At 74.1% G+C, this 13951-nt stretch carries 11 protein-coding genes; 3 read left to right on the top strand and 8 right to left on the bottom strand.

Translation table 11 applies throughout. The features are described from left to right. Positions 1 to 15: 15 nt before the first annotated feature. On the top strand, positions 16 to 738 hold the full coding sequence (locus NFX44_RS00740) for a hypothetical protein (RefSeq protein ID WP_262281498.1): 723 nt from the start codon (positions 16 to 18) through the stop codon (positions 736 to 738). 24 nt (positions 739 to 762) lie between these two features. On the opposite strand, the gene NFX44_RS00745 is transcribed toward NFX44_RS00740, so the two are convergent. The 6 genes from NFX44_RS00745 to NFX44_RS00770 form a co-directional block, all read right to left on the bottom strand. Further along, positions 763 to 2409, bottom strand: coding sequence for a SulP family inorganic anion transporter (locus tag NFX44_RS00745; RefSeq protein ID WP_262281983.1), 1647 nt, complete (start codon positions 2407 to 2409; stop codon positions 763 to 765). Positions 2410 to 2492: 83 nt separating this feature from the next. Beyond that, positions 2493 to 2831, bottom strand: a complete 339-nt coding sequence (locus tag NFX44_RS00750; protein WP_262281499.1) for a helix-turn-helix transcriptional regulator — start codon at positions 2829 to 2831, stop codon at positions 2493 to 2495. A gap of 68 nt (positions 2832 to 2899) precedes the next feature. After that, entirely contained in the window at positions 2900 to 5347 is a 2448-nt protein-coding gene (locus NFX44_RS00755; RefSeq protein WP_262281500.1) for a glycoside hydrolase family 2 protein, read from the bottom strand. Next, positions 5344 to 6225 (bottom strand): carbohydrate ABC transporter permease, encoded by an 882-nt coding sequence (locus tag NFX44_RS00760; RefSeq protein WP_262281501.1) that lies wholly within the window; start codon positions 6223 to 6225, stop codon positions 5344 to 5346. The genes NFX44_RS00755 and NFX44_RS00760 overlap by 4 nt, the downstream gene beginning before the upstream one ends. Continuing rightward, positions 6222 to 7235, bottom strand: a complete 1014-nt coding sequence (locus NFX44_RS00765; RefSeq protein WP_262281502.1) for a carbohydrate ABC transporter permease — start codon at positions 7233 to 7235, stop codon at positions 6222 to 6224. Before NFX44_RS00765 ends, NFX44_RS00760 begins: the two co-directional genes overlap by 4 nt. A gap of 82 nt (positions 7236 to 7317) precedes the next feature. After that, complete coding sequence (locus tag NFX44_RS00770) at positions 7318 to 8601, bottom strand: ABC transporter substrate-binding protein (protein ID WP_262281503.1); 1284 nt, start codon at positions 8599 to 8601, stop codon at positions 7318 to 7320. Between the two features lie 344 nt (positions 8602 to 8945). On the opposite strand from NFX44_RS00770, the gene NFX44_RS00775 reads away from it, so the two are divergent. Further along, positions 8946 to 9965, top strand: coding sequence for a LacI family DNA-binding transcriptional regulator (locus NFX44_RS00775; RefSeq protein WP_262281504.1), 1020 nt, complete (start codon positions 8946 to 8948; stop codon positions 9963 to 9965). Positions 9966 to 9996: 31 nt separating this feature from the next. Here NFX44_RS00775 and NFX44_RS00780 read toward each other — a convergent pair whose 3' ends face one another. Then, entirely contained in the window at positions 9997 to 12315 is a 2319-nt protein-coding gene (locus NFX44_RS00780) for a bifunctional diguanylate cyclase/phosphodiesterase (protein WP_262281505.1), read from the bottom strand. Between the two features lie 236 nt (positions 12316 to 12551). Between NFX44_RS00780 and NFX44_RS00785 the strand changes: the two genes are divergently transcribed. Then, positions 12552 to 12929: a PH domain-containing protein gene (locus NFX44_RS00785; protein ID WP_262281506.1), complete on the top strand. Its 378-nt coding sequence runs from the start codon at positions 12552 to 12554 to the stop codon at positions 12927 to 12929. A gap of 4 nt (positions 12930 to 12933) precedes the next feature. On the opposite strand, the gene NFX44_RS00790 is transcribed toward NFX44_RS00785, so the two are convergent. Continuing rightward, complete coding sequence (locus tag NFX44_RS00790; protein ID WP_262281507.1) at positions 12934 to 13860, bottom strand: 2-hydroxyacid dehydrogenase; 927 nt, start codon at positions 13858 to 13860, stop codon at positions 12934 to 12936. Between the last annotated feature and the right edge of the window lie 91 nt (positions 13861 to 13951).

A 13951-nucleotide genomic window follows, 5' to 3' on the forward strand; every position in this document is an offset into this window, starting at 1 on the left:
GTAGGGTCCGGCGGCGTGGAGACGACCGTGAGCTACGCGCGACTGATCCGACCGGCCATCGACCGGGTTTACGTGGCCGCCCGCTGGGCGGCCCGGCCCCGGATGGAGACGTTCTACGCCGAGCGCGGCGTCGACCTCGGCTATGAGAACTCGTTCTTCTCCGGGGTGCTGGCCCGCCCGATGCCCGCCGAGGCACTCGCCGACGGGCTGGCCTACACCGACGGCGACATGAGCCGGGAGCTGGCCCAGGGTGTGACCACCGTGGACGCCGAGGGCACCTGGCACCTCACCGACCTGGGCCGGGAGCTGGCGCTGTTCGCGCAGCAGGCCACCGCCGAGGCCGCCGAGAAGCTGTGGTCGGACCTGCCGGACATGCTGCCCGGCCTGCGCATCGTGCCCCGGCTGGCCGACCTCGTCGGCCGGGTGCTCGCACACGGGCAGGCCACCGGCGGTCCGGCCTTCCGGGCCATGTCGCCGCCGTACGAGCCGGACGACGCCTCGCCGGCACTGCTGCTGGTCACCCGGCTCGGGTCGCTGCGCCACCACCGCGCCGACGCGCACCGGGCGGCGTGGCGGGCCGCCGGGCTGACCGCCGCGGAAATCCGGGCGCTCCCCGAGGGGCCGGAGCGCGCCGCCATCGAGGCGGAGACCGACCGCCGCGACGAACCCGCGTACGGGGTGCTCAGCGACGCCGAGCGCTGGGAGCTGCTGGCCGGCCTGGCCGCCCTGCCGGGCTGAACAGAGAGGGAGCACCAGCTTCGCCTAAGCGCCGGCGAAGGCGATGGTGCGGGCGTGGCGGATGGCGGCCGGGGTGTCCGGGAAGATCAACCCCTCCCGGCGCAGCTCCTCCGCCACGCCCAGCGTGCTGAGCACCTGGTCGTGACCCGGCGTGATGCCGGAGAGCAGCACGGCGATCCCCCGTCCCCGCAGCCGGTCGACGGCGTCGCCGAGCACCTGCGCGCCGGTGGCGTCGACGGTGGACACCCGGGACATCCGGAGGATGACCACCCGTACGTCAGCCACCTGGGCCAGTTCCAGCAGGAAGGTGTGCGCGGCCGCGAAGAAGAGCGGCCCGTCCAGCCGGTACGCGACGATGTGCTCGGCCAGCAGCGCGTGCTCCTCGGCGCTGTGCTCGCCGGGGTCGAGGGGCACCTGTTCCAGCCGGGCGCTGCGGGCCACCGCGCGGAGCGCGAGCACGACGGCCACGCCCAGCCCGACCGCCACCGCGGTGACCAGGTCCCACATCACGGTGACGGCGAAGGTGAGCACGAGCACCACGGCGTCGGCCCGGGTGGCCCGGAGCAGCGCCCGCAGCGACCCGGCCTCCACCATCCGTACGGTGGTGGCGAGCAGCACCCCGGCCAGCGCGGCGAGCGGGATACGGCCGACGAGCGGCGCGGCGGCCAGCACGATGGCGGCGAGGGCGACGGCGTGGGTGAGCGCGGCGAGCTTCGAGGAGGCGCCGGCCCGCACGTTCACGGCGGTACGGGCGATGGCGGCGGTCGCCGGGATGCCGCCGAAGAGGGGGGCGGCCAGGTTGGCCAGGCCCTGCCCGAACAGTTCCCGGTCCGGGTCGTGCCGTTCACCGACGGTCATCCCGTCCGCCACGGTCGCCGAGAGCAGGCTCTCCAGGGCGGCGAGCGCGGCCACCGCGAGCGCGCTGGGTAGCAGCACGCCGAGTGCGCCGGGGTCGAGGAAGTCCAGCGAGGGGGCGGGCAGCCCCTGCGGCAGGGCCCCGATGCGGACCAGGTTGACCGGGGCCAGATCGGCGAGGAGCGTGGCGGCGGCCACCCCGAGCAGCGAGAACGGGACGCCGGGTCGCCATCGGGCGCCGAGCAGCATCAGCGCGGCGACCCCGAGCGCCACGGCGACGGCCGCCGGGCGCGGGTGGGCGACGAATCGGGCGACCGCGTCGGCGGCCACCGCCCAGACCTTCTCGCCGTGGGCGTCGGTGACGCCGAGCGCCGCCGGGACCTGTTGCAGGGCGATGACCACGGCGATGCCGGCGGTGAAGCCCTCGATCACCGGGGTGGGCAGGTAGCGGGCGTAGCGGCCGAGGCGGGCCAGGGCGAGGGCGAGCAGGATGAGGCCGGCCAGCGCGCCGACCATCAGCACGCCCCGGGCGCCGAAGCGCTGCACCACCGGCACGAGCACCACGGTCATCGCGCCGGTGGGGCCGGAGACCTGCAGGTTGGAGCCGCCGAAGATCGCGGCGACGGCACCGGCGACCACGGCGGTGACCAGCCCGGCCTGCGCGCCGAGCCCGGACGTGACGCCGAAGGCGAGCGCCAGGGGCAGCGCCACCACGGCCACGGTGAGCCCCGCGAGCAGGTCGCGGCGGGGCGATCGGCGTACGGCTGCCAGGTCGGACCGGCCCGGCAGCAGCCCGGACAGCCGCGTCCGGAGCAGTCGACCGACCCGCCGCGGCCCGCCGCCGGGGGCGGTCGGCCGGGGCGGGCCGCCGGCGGTGGTGGAGGCCGGGGCCGCCGCGTTCACCGCTCCCCTTCCCCGGCTCGCAGCTCGTCGAGGAGGCCGTCCCGGTCGATGAGGACCGCGCCGAGGATCCGCCGACCGGCGGCGAGCAGGTCGGCCACGTCGGGGGTGCTGAGCGAGTACACGACCAGCGGGCCGTCCCGGTGCGAGGTGACCATGCCGGCCCGCCGGAGCACGGCGAGCTGCTGGGAGAGGTTGGACGGCTCGACGTCGATGGCGGCGAGCAGGTCGCGGACCGGCTTCGACCCGTCCTGGAGCAGTTCGAGCACCCGGATGCGGACCGGATGCCCGAGGGTGCGGAACAACTCGGCCTTGGCCTGGTACAGCGGCACGGACACGACGACCCCTCCCCGGTGACCCTGAAGACTTTAGCACTTGCAAAAGTTTTCAAGTCGGGGCCGGATCGCTACCGGATCAGGTCGTTCACGCAGCGGAGGACCGGGCGGGCGGTGAGCGCCGTCGGGTCGAGCGGCTCCGCCGCGGTGACCGTGAAGGTGGTCGACTCGCCCGGCAACAGGGTGACCAGAGCCTGGTCGACCTGCCCCGACGGGTGCAGCCGGTCCGGATGGAGCGTCAGGTCACGCAGCACCGTCCGGGCGGTCACCCGGACCCGCTGGGCGTCGTCCGCCGGCTCGACCGTCGCGTCCAGCTCCGCCGCCGGCCACTCGACCTCCCGGTCGGTGGCGAAGAACCACAGCGCCCGCTCGGCGGTCTCCCCCGCCTCCGCGACCAGCAGTTCCCGCCGGGCCTCGTCCGGCCGTGCCAGCTCCGCGGGCAGCGCCAGCACCACCGAGGAGTACGCGGGGACGTCGAGGTCCACCGAGGTCTTCGCCCTCGGCTCCCCGGTGAGGGTGAGCCGGGTGACCGTGGCCGGCGCGTGCCACGCCTCGCCGGTCTCGTTCACCGCCACCAGCGCGAGCCCGCCGTCCCGTGGCTGCACGGTGAGCAGCCGGTCCGCGTAGGCGCGGCGGAGCGCGTACCAGAGGGGTTTGCGGCGGCCGTCGCCGTCGACGGCCGACCAGGAGGTGACCGGCCAGCAGTCGTTGAGCTGCCACACGATCGTGCCCATGCAGACGGGCCGGTGCGAGCGGAAGTGCTCGACGCCGAGCTGGATGGCCCGTGCCTGGTTGAGCTGGGTGAGGTAGTGCCAGTCGTCGAAGTCGGCGGGCGCCGGCAGGTGGGCGTCGAGGCCGCGCCGGAGCTTCCGGTCCCCGTCGGCCGCCTTCTGGTGGTGCGCCATACCGGGCGAGTCGGGGGCGAGCGGCTCGTCGGAGAGGGCCCGGCGCAGCGTCGCGTACGCGGGGGGCGCCTGGTAGCCGAACTCGGCGACGAAGCGGGGCACGTACTCCCGGTACTTCGTGTAGTCGTCGGTGTTCCACACGTCCCAGATGTGCGTGGTGCCGTGCGCCGGGTCGTTGGGGTGCACGTCCTCGCTGCCCGACCAGGGGCTGCCCGGCCAGTACGGCCGGGTCGGGTCCAGCTCGGCGACGACGGCGGGCAGCAGGTCCAGGTAGTAGCCGCGCCCCCAGGTGCGGCCGGCCAGGGGCTCCTGCCAGTCCCAGTCGTGCCAGCCCCAGATGTTCTCGTTGTTGCCGGTCCAGAGCACCAGCGACGGGTGGCTCGCCAGCCGGGTGACCTGCTCCCGCGCCTCCGCCTCGACCTCGGTGCGGAACGGCTCCTCCTCGGGGTAGGCGGCGCACGCGAAGAGGAAGTCCTGCTGCACCAGCAGCCCCAGTTCGTCGGCCAGCTCGTAGAAGTCCTCCGACTCGTAGCGGCCGCCGCCCCATACCCGCAGCAGGTTGACGTTCGCGCCGACGGCCTGCCCGAAGCGCTCGGCGAGGCGGGCCCGGGTGACCCGGTTGGGGAAGGCGTCGTCGGGGATCCAGTTGACCCCCTTCACGAAGGCCGGCACCCCGTTGACGTGCAGGGTGAACGCGGAGCCGTGCGCGTCGGGGGCGGTGTCCAGGCGTACCGAGCGGAAGCCGATCCGGCGGGACCAGGCGTCCAGCGGCCGGCCGTCGGCGGTGCGGAGGGTCACGTCGAGGTCGTGGAGGGGCTGGTCGCCGTGCCCGACGGGCCACCAGAGCGCCGGGTCGCGGACGGTGAGGGTCGCGACGGCGCGGTGTTCCCCCGGCGGGACGGTAACCTCGACGGCGGCGCCCGCCGCGGTGGCGTGGACGGTGAGCGGCTCGTCCCGCGTCCGCTCGACCTCGACGTGCAGCTCCACCCGGCCGGTGTTCCCGTCGATCGTGACCAGCGGCCGGACGGTCGCCAGCCGGGCGACCGACCAACTGTGCAGGCCGATCTCCTGCCAGATGCCGGCGGTGACCAGTGTCGGTCCCCAGTCCCAGCCGAAGTTGCAGGCGGTCTTGCGGATGAAGTGGAACGGCTCCGGGTACGCGTTGGGCCGGTCGCCGAGCCGGGCCCGGTGCGCCTCGGCATAGCGGTACGGCGAGTCGAAGCGCACGGTGAGGGTGTTGGCACCCGGCCGGAGCAGTGGGCCGACCGGGAACCGGTGGCCGCGGTGCTGGTTCTCGGTGCGGCCGACCTCGGTGCCGTTGACGGTGATCGTGGCGACCGTGTCCAGGCCCGCGCAGACCAGGTCGACCCGCTCGTCGCCGCCGGGCCGCCAGTCGACGGTGGTCTCGTAGACCCAGTCGGTGCGGCCGATCCAGCCGAGGCGGTTCTCGTTGTCGTCGAGGTACGGGTCGGGGATGAGGCCGGCCGCCAGCAGGTCGGTGTGCACGCACCCGGGGACGGTCGCCGGCACCGCCCGCCCGGCGATCTCCGGCGGCAGCTGCGGACCGGGCACGGCCCGCAGCACCCAACCCTCGTGCAGCGTCTGACGGCTCACGACTTCACCGCGCCTTCCATGATTCCGCGGACGATCTGGCGTCCACCGATGAACAGCATGACCAGCAGGGGCACGGTGGCGATGAACGCCCCGGCCAGCACCCGCCGGTAGATCACGTAGTTGCCGCTGGCCAGGTCGGAGACCGCGACCATCGAGGTCGGGAAGTCGGTGCCGCTCAGCGTGATGAGCGGCCACTGGAAGTCGTTCCAGGTGGCCACGAAGGTGAGCAGCCCGAGCACGGCCAGGGCCGGGCGGATCGCCGGCAGCACGATGCTGGCGTACACCCGCATGGTCGTGGCGCCGTCCATCCGGGCCGACTCGACCAGCTCGTCGGGGACCGTGTTGACGATGAACTGCCGCATGTAGAACACGCCGAACGCGGTGACCAGCCCGGGGGCGATGACCGCGAGCAGGGTGCCGTTCCAGCCCAGCTTTCCCATCACGATGTAGAGCGCCACGATGCCGAGCTGGTTGGGCACGGTCAGGGTGAGCACCACGAAGAGCATCAGGGCGTTGCTGCCCTTGAAGCGCAGCTTGGCGAAGGCGAACCCGGCGAGCGAGCAGAAGAACAGCACCGAGGCGGTCACCACGGCGGCGACGATGACGCTGTTGACCAGCGAGGCGGCGAAGTAGACGTCTTGCAGGGAGAAGACCTCGTCGACGTTGGTCAGGAACCGGTCGCCGGGGATGATCGCCGGCGGCAGCTTCGCGAGCGCCTCGTCGTCGCTTGTCGCGATGACGAACATCCAGTAGAGCGGGAACGCGGCGAAGAGCATGGTCAGCGCGAGGAACAGGTAGGTCCAGAGGCCCGCCTGGGTCTCCTGCGGGGCCCGGCCCATCAGCCGCGGCTTCCGGCGCGGGGGTGCGACGGTCGTCATTTACGCCCTCCGGACAGTCGGTTCGTCACCACGTAGTTGACGCCGGCGACGATCAGGATGATCAGGAAGAGGGCCCACGACATGGCCGCGGCGTAACCGAGGTTGAGGTCCTTCCAGCCGACCTTGTAGATGAGCTGGGCGATGGTCTGCCACTCGCCGTTCGGCCCGCCGGTGGCGGCCTGGGCGTTCGGGTCGAAGAGCATGGGCTCGGTGAAGAGCTGGAGGCCACCGATGGTGGAGAGGATGACGGTGAAGAGCACCACGGGCTGGATCATCGGCACGGTGATCCGCCAGAGCTGCTTCCACGGCCCGGCGCCGTCGATCGCCGCCGCCTCGTAGACGTCAAGCGGGATGGACTGCATGGCGGCCAGGTAGAGCAGGGCGTTGTAGCCGATCCACTTCCAGTTGACCATCGTGGCGATGGCGATCCAGGCGTGCAGCTTGTCGGCCCGCCAGTCGATCGGGTCGTCCGGGCCGCCGAGGCCGAACAGGCCGAGCACCCAGTTGGCCATGCCGAAGTCGCGGGAGAAGAAGACGCTGAACACCATGGTCGAGGCGACGATCGGAGTCACGTACGGCAGCAGCACCCCCACCCGCCACCAGGTCTGCGCCCGCAGCTTGCGGTTGAGCAGCGAGGCGACCACGAGCGCGAGCAGCAGCTGGGGCACCGAGGAGAGCAGGAAGATGCCGAAGGTGTTGTAGAGGGCGTTCCAGAAGTCCTCGTCGCCGAGGAGCCGGCTGAAGTTCTCGACGCCCGCCCAGTAGGGCAGGGTCGGGTCGTCGAGCCGGTAGTTGCGCAGCGAGACCACCGCGTTGAACAGCAGCGGGAAGAGCCCGAACACGATGAACAGCAGGAAGAAGGGCGCGATCAGCAGGTACGGCATGTAGCGCATGTCGAAGCGGTACAGCCGGTTACGCCAGGTCAGCCGCCGGTCGTCGCCCCCGGAGCGGCCGCGCTCCGGCGCGGCTCGGCGGCTCGATGGCGCGGGCGCGGCACGGGTGGTGGACATCGGATCACTCCAGGGCCGAGGTGGGTGAGGCGGTGCGGCGGTGACGGGGCCGGCCGTGGCCCGCCCCGTCACCGGGTGTCCGTCAGGACTTGGCGGCCTTGTCGGCCTCCTTGACCGCCTCGGCCCAGGCGGCGTCCGGCTTGAGGCTCTTGTTCTCGACCCGCCGGATCACGTTCTCCACGGCGACCCGGGTGGGGCCGTTCTTCTTGCCCAGGTACTGCGGGGTGAGGCCCTGCGCCATCCTGGGGAAGATCTGCCCGACCGGGGCGTTGTTGAAGAACGGGTTCTTGAAGTCGGCGATGGCCGGGTCGGCGTAGAGCGCCGGCTGCGAGGGCAGGTTGCCGACCTTCTTGAAGATCTCGATCTGCTGCTCGGGCGCGACCAGCCACTCCAGGAGCTTGTACGCCTCGTCGACGTGCTTGCCCTGCTTGGGGATGGTCAGGAACGAGCCGCCCCAGTTGCCGCCGCCACCGGGCACCGCGGCGATGTCCCACTTGCCCTGGGTGCCGGGGGCGGTGTCCTTGATGTGGCCGAGCATCCACGCCGGGCAGGCGAGCACGGCGAAGGCGCCGCTCGTGAAGCCCTTGTCCCAGTCGGCCTGGAAGCTGACCAGGTTGGCCGACAGCCCGGCCTGGACGGCCTTGACGGTGTAGTCGAAGGCGACCTTCGGGCCGCCGTCCATCTGGAGCTGCTCCTGGTCGGTGTAGAAGCCGACCTGCTGCTGGCCGAGGATCGGGTTGAACAGGTTGGTGCCGGCGTCGATGAACTTCTTGTGGGTCTTGGCGGTGTACTGCTGGCCGACCTCGAGGAACTTGTCCCAGTCGGGCCAGAGCGCGGAGACCTGGTCCCGCTCGGTGGGCAGGCCGGCGGCCTTGAACAGGTCGGTGCGGTAGCACATGGCCAGGCCGCCGACGTCGGTGCCGAGGCCGATCTGGGTCTTGCCGTCGGCGGAGAGCGACTGCTTCCACTTCCAGGGCAGGTACTTGCTCTCGTACGAGCCGGCGCCCTTGTCCAGCAGGTTGACGAACTTGTCGGACTGGCTGCGGAACTGGACCATGAAGCCCTCGTCGATCGCCGCGATGTCCGGCGCGCCGTTGCCCGCGACGAGCTTCTTCTGCAGGTCCTCGTGCTGCGCGTTGTACTCGCCGGAGTTCAGCTGGATCTTGACGTTCGGGTGGTCGGCCTCGTACTTCGCCTTGAGGTCCTGGAGGCCGAAGTCGCCCCAGAAGTTGATCTTCAACGTGACCTGACCGTCGGCGGCGTCGGAGCCACCGGTGGTGCTCTTGCCGCTGCAGGCCGCGACCATGACCAGGCTGACGGCACCCACGGTGGCCGCCCGGGCCCAGTGCGTCCAGGACCGTTTCATGTCATCCTCCGCGCCGAATATGGGAACGCTCCCGATATCGAGAGACGTTGACTGAACCGGATAAGTGAGGACACCGTACGGGGCACCCCCTGGGCTGTCAACGGCCGGTTCCGAGCGGGATCACCCGGTAATCTGATCGACGCCGTCGGCGGCGGTTTCGCGCTCTCCGGCACCCGAAACGGGGCCGGGAGAGGCGGATCGGGCCGGGTGCTTAACCGAGCAAGCGGTTGGCGGCGTGCCGCGCCGACTCCGCCGCGACCCGGTGCAGTAGCGTGACAAGCCGCCGGTCACCCCCGGCGGCGGAAACGGGCCCGCGAGGGCCGGACCAGTGGAGGAGCGCGCCGGTGAAGCGGCCGACCATCGCCGATGTCGCCCGGCGGGCCGGGGTCTCCAAGGGCGCGGTGTCGTACGCGCTGAACGGCCAGCCCGGCGTGTCCGAGGCGACCCGGCAGCGGATCCTGGCGATCGCCGCCGAGATCGGGTTCAGTCCGAGCAGCGCGGCCCGGGCGCTCTCCGGCGCCACCGCGAAGGCGGTCGGCCTGGCCCTGTGCCGACCCGCCCGGATACTGGGCATCGAGCCCTTCTTCATGGAGCTGATCAGCGGCGTGGAGGCCGAACTGTCGGCCCGCTCCTACGCGCTGACCCTCCAGGTGGTCGCCGACCAGGACGCCGAGATCGCCGTCTACCGCCGCTGGTGGGCCGAGCGCCGGGTGGACGGCGTGTTCCTGTGCGACCTGCGCACCGACGACCGGCGGGTGCCGGCGCTGGAGGAGCTGCAACTGCCGGCCGTCGTGATCGGCGGTCCCGGCCACACGGGCAGCCTGGCCAGCGTCTGGTCCGACGACGCGGCGGCCCTGGTCGAGACGGTGGAGTACCTCGTCGCGCTCGGGCACCGGCGGATCGCCCGGGTGGGCGGGCTCCCCTCACTGCTGCACACCGAGATCCGCACCGACGCGTTCACCGAGGTGTGCCGGCGGCTCGGGCTGGACGAGGCCACCACGGTCTGGTCCGACTACACCGGCGAGGAGGGCGCGCGGGCCACCCGGCGCCTGCTCAGCTCCGCCGCCCGGCCCACCGCGGTGATCTACGACAACGACGTGATGGCGATCGCCGGGCTCTCCGTGGCGCAGGAGATGGGGCTGGCCGTCCCCGGCGACCTGTCCATCGTGGCCTGGGACGACTCGCCGCTCTGCCAGCTCGTGCACCCACCGCTGACCGCGCTGGGCCGGGACATCCCCGCGTACGGGGCGCACGCCGCGCGGCAGCTCCTGGCCGTGATCGCCGGCGAGCCGGTGAGCGGGCTCCAGGACGAGACCGCCCACCTCACCCCGCGCGGCAGCACCGCACCCCCGCACCCCCGGTGAACCGGTTCAGCAATTCGGCTGGACCTCCAGGTCAGCGGGACGTCGAAGGGAACTCCTCGAACCACGCCTCCACCCGCTCGGCGGGGGCCGGACGGGCCAGCGCGAAGCCCTGCCCGTAGCGGCAGCCGGCCCGGCGCGCCCCGGCCACCTGCGCGTCGGACTCCAGGCCCTCCACCACCACCTCCAGACCGAGCCGGTCGCCCAGGTTGGCCACCACGTCGATGAGCGGGCGCTGCCCGTCGGCGCCCGGCCCGACCAGGTGCGGGCCCACCTTCAGCAGGTCGATCGGCAGCCGGCGGAGCTGGGCGAGCGAGGCGTGCTCGGCGCGGAAGTCGTCCAGCGCGGTGCGGACGCCGAGCGAGCGCAGGCCGGCGAGCCGGGCCACCACGGTGGACAGCTCGCGGGCCACGGCCGGCTCGGCCACCTCCACCACCAGGCGCTCCGGCGGCACGTCGTACGCGGCCAGGGCCGTCGCCGTGCGGGCCACGAAGTCGGGGGCGGCCAGCTCGCGGGGCGTGACGTTGACCGCCATCCACAGCTCCCGGCCCCCCTCCGACCAGTCGGCGAGCTGCCGGCAGGCCCGGTCCAGCACCCACCGCCCGACCTCACCGAGCAGGTCGAGGTCGGCCGCGACGGGCAGCAGCTCCGCCGGCAGCACCGTGCCCAGCGCGGGGCTGCGCCACCGCAGCAGCGCCTCGGTGCCCACCGGTCGCCGGTCGGCCAGCGCCAGCACCGGCTGGTAGACCAGGTCCAGCTCGCCCCGGGCGACCGCGCCCGGCAGCTCCCGTTCCAGGTCCAGCCGGCGGACCAGCTGCTCCTCCAGGTAGGCGTCGTACCACTCGACCCGGTCACGGCCGAGCTGCACGGCGCGCCGCCGGGCCAGGTCGGCCTGGCGCAGCACGTCACCCGGGTCGCCGCCGGTGGTCTCGGCCAGCCCGATGCTGGCCCGGATCCGGCTCGCCCCGCCGGGCCGCGGGCACGGCTCGGCGAGCGCGGCCAGCAGGCGGATGCCCAGCGCGTACGCGGGCACCGGCCCGAGGTCGGTGAGCACGGCGAACTCGGTGTCGGTGAGCCGGGCCACCAGGTCGTCGCGGCCCGAGCCGGAGCGGAGCCGGTGGACGACCTCGGTCAGCACCGGTCCGTCGAGCACGGCCGTCCCGTCGCCGTGCAGGTCGACCACGAGCAGCGCGCCGCCGGTGCGCCGGGCGAGGACGCGGACCAGCTCGCCCCGGTCGGCCGGTGGGGCGTCGGCGGGCCACTCCCCGTCGCCCGCCAGGAGCCGCAGCCGCGCCTCGCTCGCGGCCAGCCGCTCGGCCCGGCGCCGGTGGTCGGCGGCGGCGAGCACCTCCCGCACCACCATCGGCGGGATGACGGACAGGCCCAGGGCGATCTCCGGGGCGGTGAACTGCCCCACCGTCCACAGGTGGTGGCCGGCGGCCAGCGCCGCGATGCCGGCCGGCGCGGTCAGGCCGGGCCAGGCGGCCGGCGCGGCGCCGGTGCGGGGCCGCTCCCCGGCCGCGGTACGCCGGGCGCCGGCCGCGGTCAGCAGCGCGCCGGCCAGCAGCGGCGGCGCGACGGCCAGCAGGCCCCCGTCCGGGGCGGTGCAGGCGAGCAGGACCACGAGCAGGGCCAGCCCGCCCAGCGTGGCGGCCGCCCCGGCGTGGCAGAGGGCCGCGCCCGGTCGGCGGCGCCGCTCGGCGACCGCGGCCACCAGCAGCACGGCCAGCGCCAGGCCGCCACCGACGCTGGCCGCCCGCGCGGCCGGCGGCACCGGGCCGGCCGGCAGCAGCACCCAGCCGGCGAAGACCAGGCTGACGCCGAGGCCCATCACGTCCACGGCACGGCTCAGCCGTTCCGCGCCGGAGAGCCGGGAGCGGCCGGGCAGCCGGAGCAGGGCGACGGCGTACAGCGGGGTGGTGAACGCCAGACCGGTCACGGCGACCGGCAGCCGGTGCGCGGGGTCGCTCAGCGGCAGCACCGCCACGGTGAGCCCGGCGGCCAGCACGGCCACGTCGAGGATCCCCGCGACCCGGCGGGACAGCGCCACCCGGCGGGCCCGCCGCCCGGTCGGCCGGGCGACGGCCGGCTCGGGCGGGTCCGGCGGCACGGTCGCGCCGAACCGTTCCGTGGGCGGCGCGGCGGCCGGCGGCCCGGACGGGGCGCCGGCCAGCCAGGCGAGCCGGACGCAGGCCAGGGCGGAGCCACCGGCCACGGCCAGCGCCACGGCGGCGGGGCCGGGGATCAGGCCGGCCGCGCCGGCGAGGACGAACAGCGCGCCGGCGAGCGACACGACGAGATCGGACAGCGGTGGCCGCCGGCGGGGACCGGCGGCGGGGCGGGTGACGGGCACGGCGGTCGCCTTCGTGAGGGGGCACGGGGCGGTGCGGTTGCGGTACGACGTGCGGGGTCAACGGGTCGGCTGCGGGTGTGACCGGCGCCGGACGGGGACCGGTGCGGCCACGCCCATAAACGATCCCGGACGTCCACGGTTACGCGACACAACACGTGACGCCGGTCACACCGGGACCCCGGCCACTGCCGCCGCCCGCCGGGATGGCCGCCGGCCCGAGGTGGGATCATCGGGAGGTGAGCCGCGCCGACATCGTCCGTTTCCGCTACAACCAGGCGATCCTGGTCGCCGCGCTCGTCGCGTTCATCGGCGCGCTGCCGCTGGCCACCGCGCGCTGGTGGCTGCTCTGGGTGCTGCTGATCCCGCTCGCCGTCGGCGTCTGGGCGTGGCGGGCCGGCACCGACGCGGACGCCCGGGAACTGCGGCTGCGAGCCCTCGTCGGCCAGCGGCGGGTGCCCTGGACGCGTGTCGCCGAGCTGGCCACCGACCCGCGCGGCCGCGCGGTCGCCCGGCTCGACGACGGCGAGACGCTGGTGCTACCCGCGGTCCGCGCCGCCGACCTGCCCCGGCTCATCTCCGCCACCGGGCAGGAACTGCCCGAGTCCGCCGCCTGACCCGTCAGTAGCCGTCGACCACACGGTTGGTCAGGGGCTCCCCGGCGGCGAACCGGCGCACCTGCTCCCCCACCAGCCGGTACGCCCGCGGCAGCAGGCCGCGGACCGAGCCGGCGACGTGCGGCGTGAGCAGCACGTTCGGCAGCTCCCACAGGGGATGCTCGGCCGGCAGCGGCTCCGGGTCGGTCACGTCCAGCGCGGCCCGCAGCCGCCCCGACGCCAGCTCGGCGACCAGCGCGGAGGTGCGGGCCACCGGGCCGCGGGCGGCGTTGACCAGCAGCGCCCCGTCCGGCATCGCGGCCAGGAACTTCTCGTCGACCAGCCCCCGGGTCTGCTCGGTCAACGGCACCAGCAGCACCACCACGTCCGCCTCGGGCAGCAGGGCCGGCAGCTCGTCGACGCCGTGCACCCCCTCGGCCGGGCGGGGCGTCCGGGCGACCAGGATGAAGCTCACCTCGAACGGGTCCAGCCGGGCGCGCACCGCCGAGCCGATCGAGCCCGCGCCGACGATCAGCACCCGCTTGCCGGCCAGCTCGTCGGTCGGGGCCACCTCGTCGTACGCCCACTCGCGGCGGGCCTGGGCGCGGGCCAGCGGGCCGAAGCCGCGCAGCGCGGACAGGATCGCGGCGACCACCCACTCGGCGGTGGCCGAGTCGTGCACGCCGCGGGCGTCGCAGAGCGTCACGCCCTCGGGAATCCGATTCACCCAGGCGTCCGCCCCGGCGGACAGGAGCTGCACCACCTCCAGGTCGGGCAGCTCGGCCAGGAGCGCCCCGGCGTCCGGGCCGGCGAGGAAGGGCGGCACCCAGAACCGCACACCGGTCGGGGACGACGGCTGCCGGGCCGGGTCCTCCATCAGCTCCACCGTGATGCCCGCGGGCAGGTCGCCGAGGAGACGCCGGCCGGCCGGGTGCGGAATCCATACCTTCACGACCGCCGACGATAGCCGTCCCGGACGGCGCAGGTGGGTGGGGTCGTGACGACCACCGCTGGGACGATTGACGGCCGACGCCGCGAGGTAT

It is taken from the genome of Micromonospora sp. MA102 (assembly GCF_025460765.1).
Lineage (GTDB): Bacteria > Actinomycetota > Actinomycetes > Mycobacteriales > Micromonosporaceae > Micromonospora > Micromonospora halotolerans.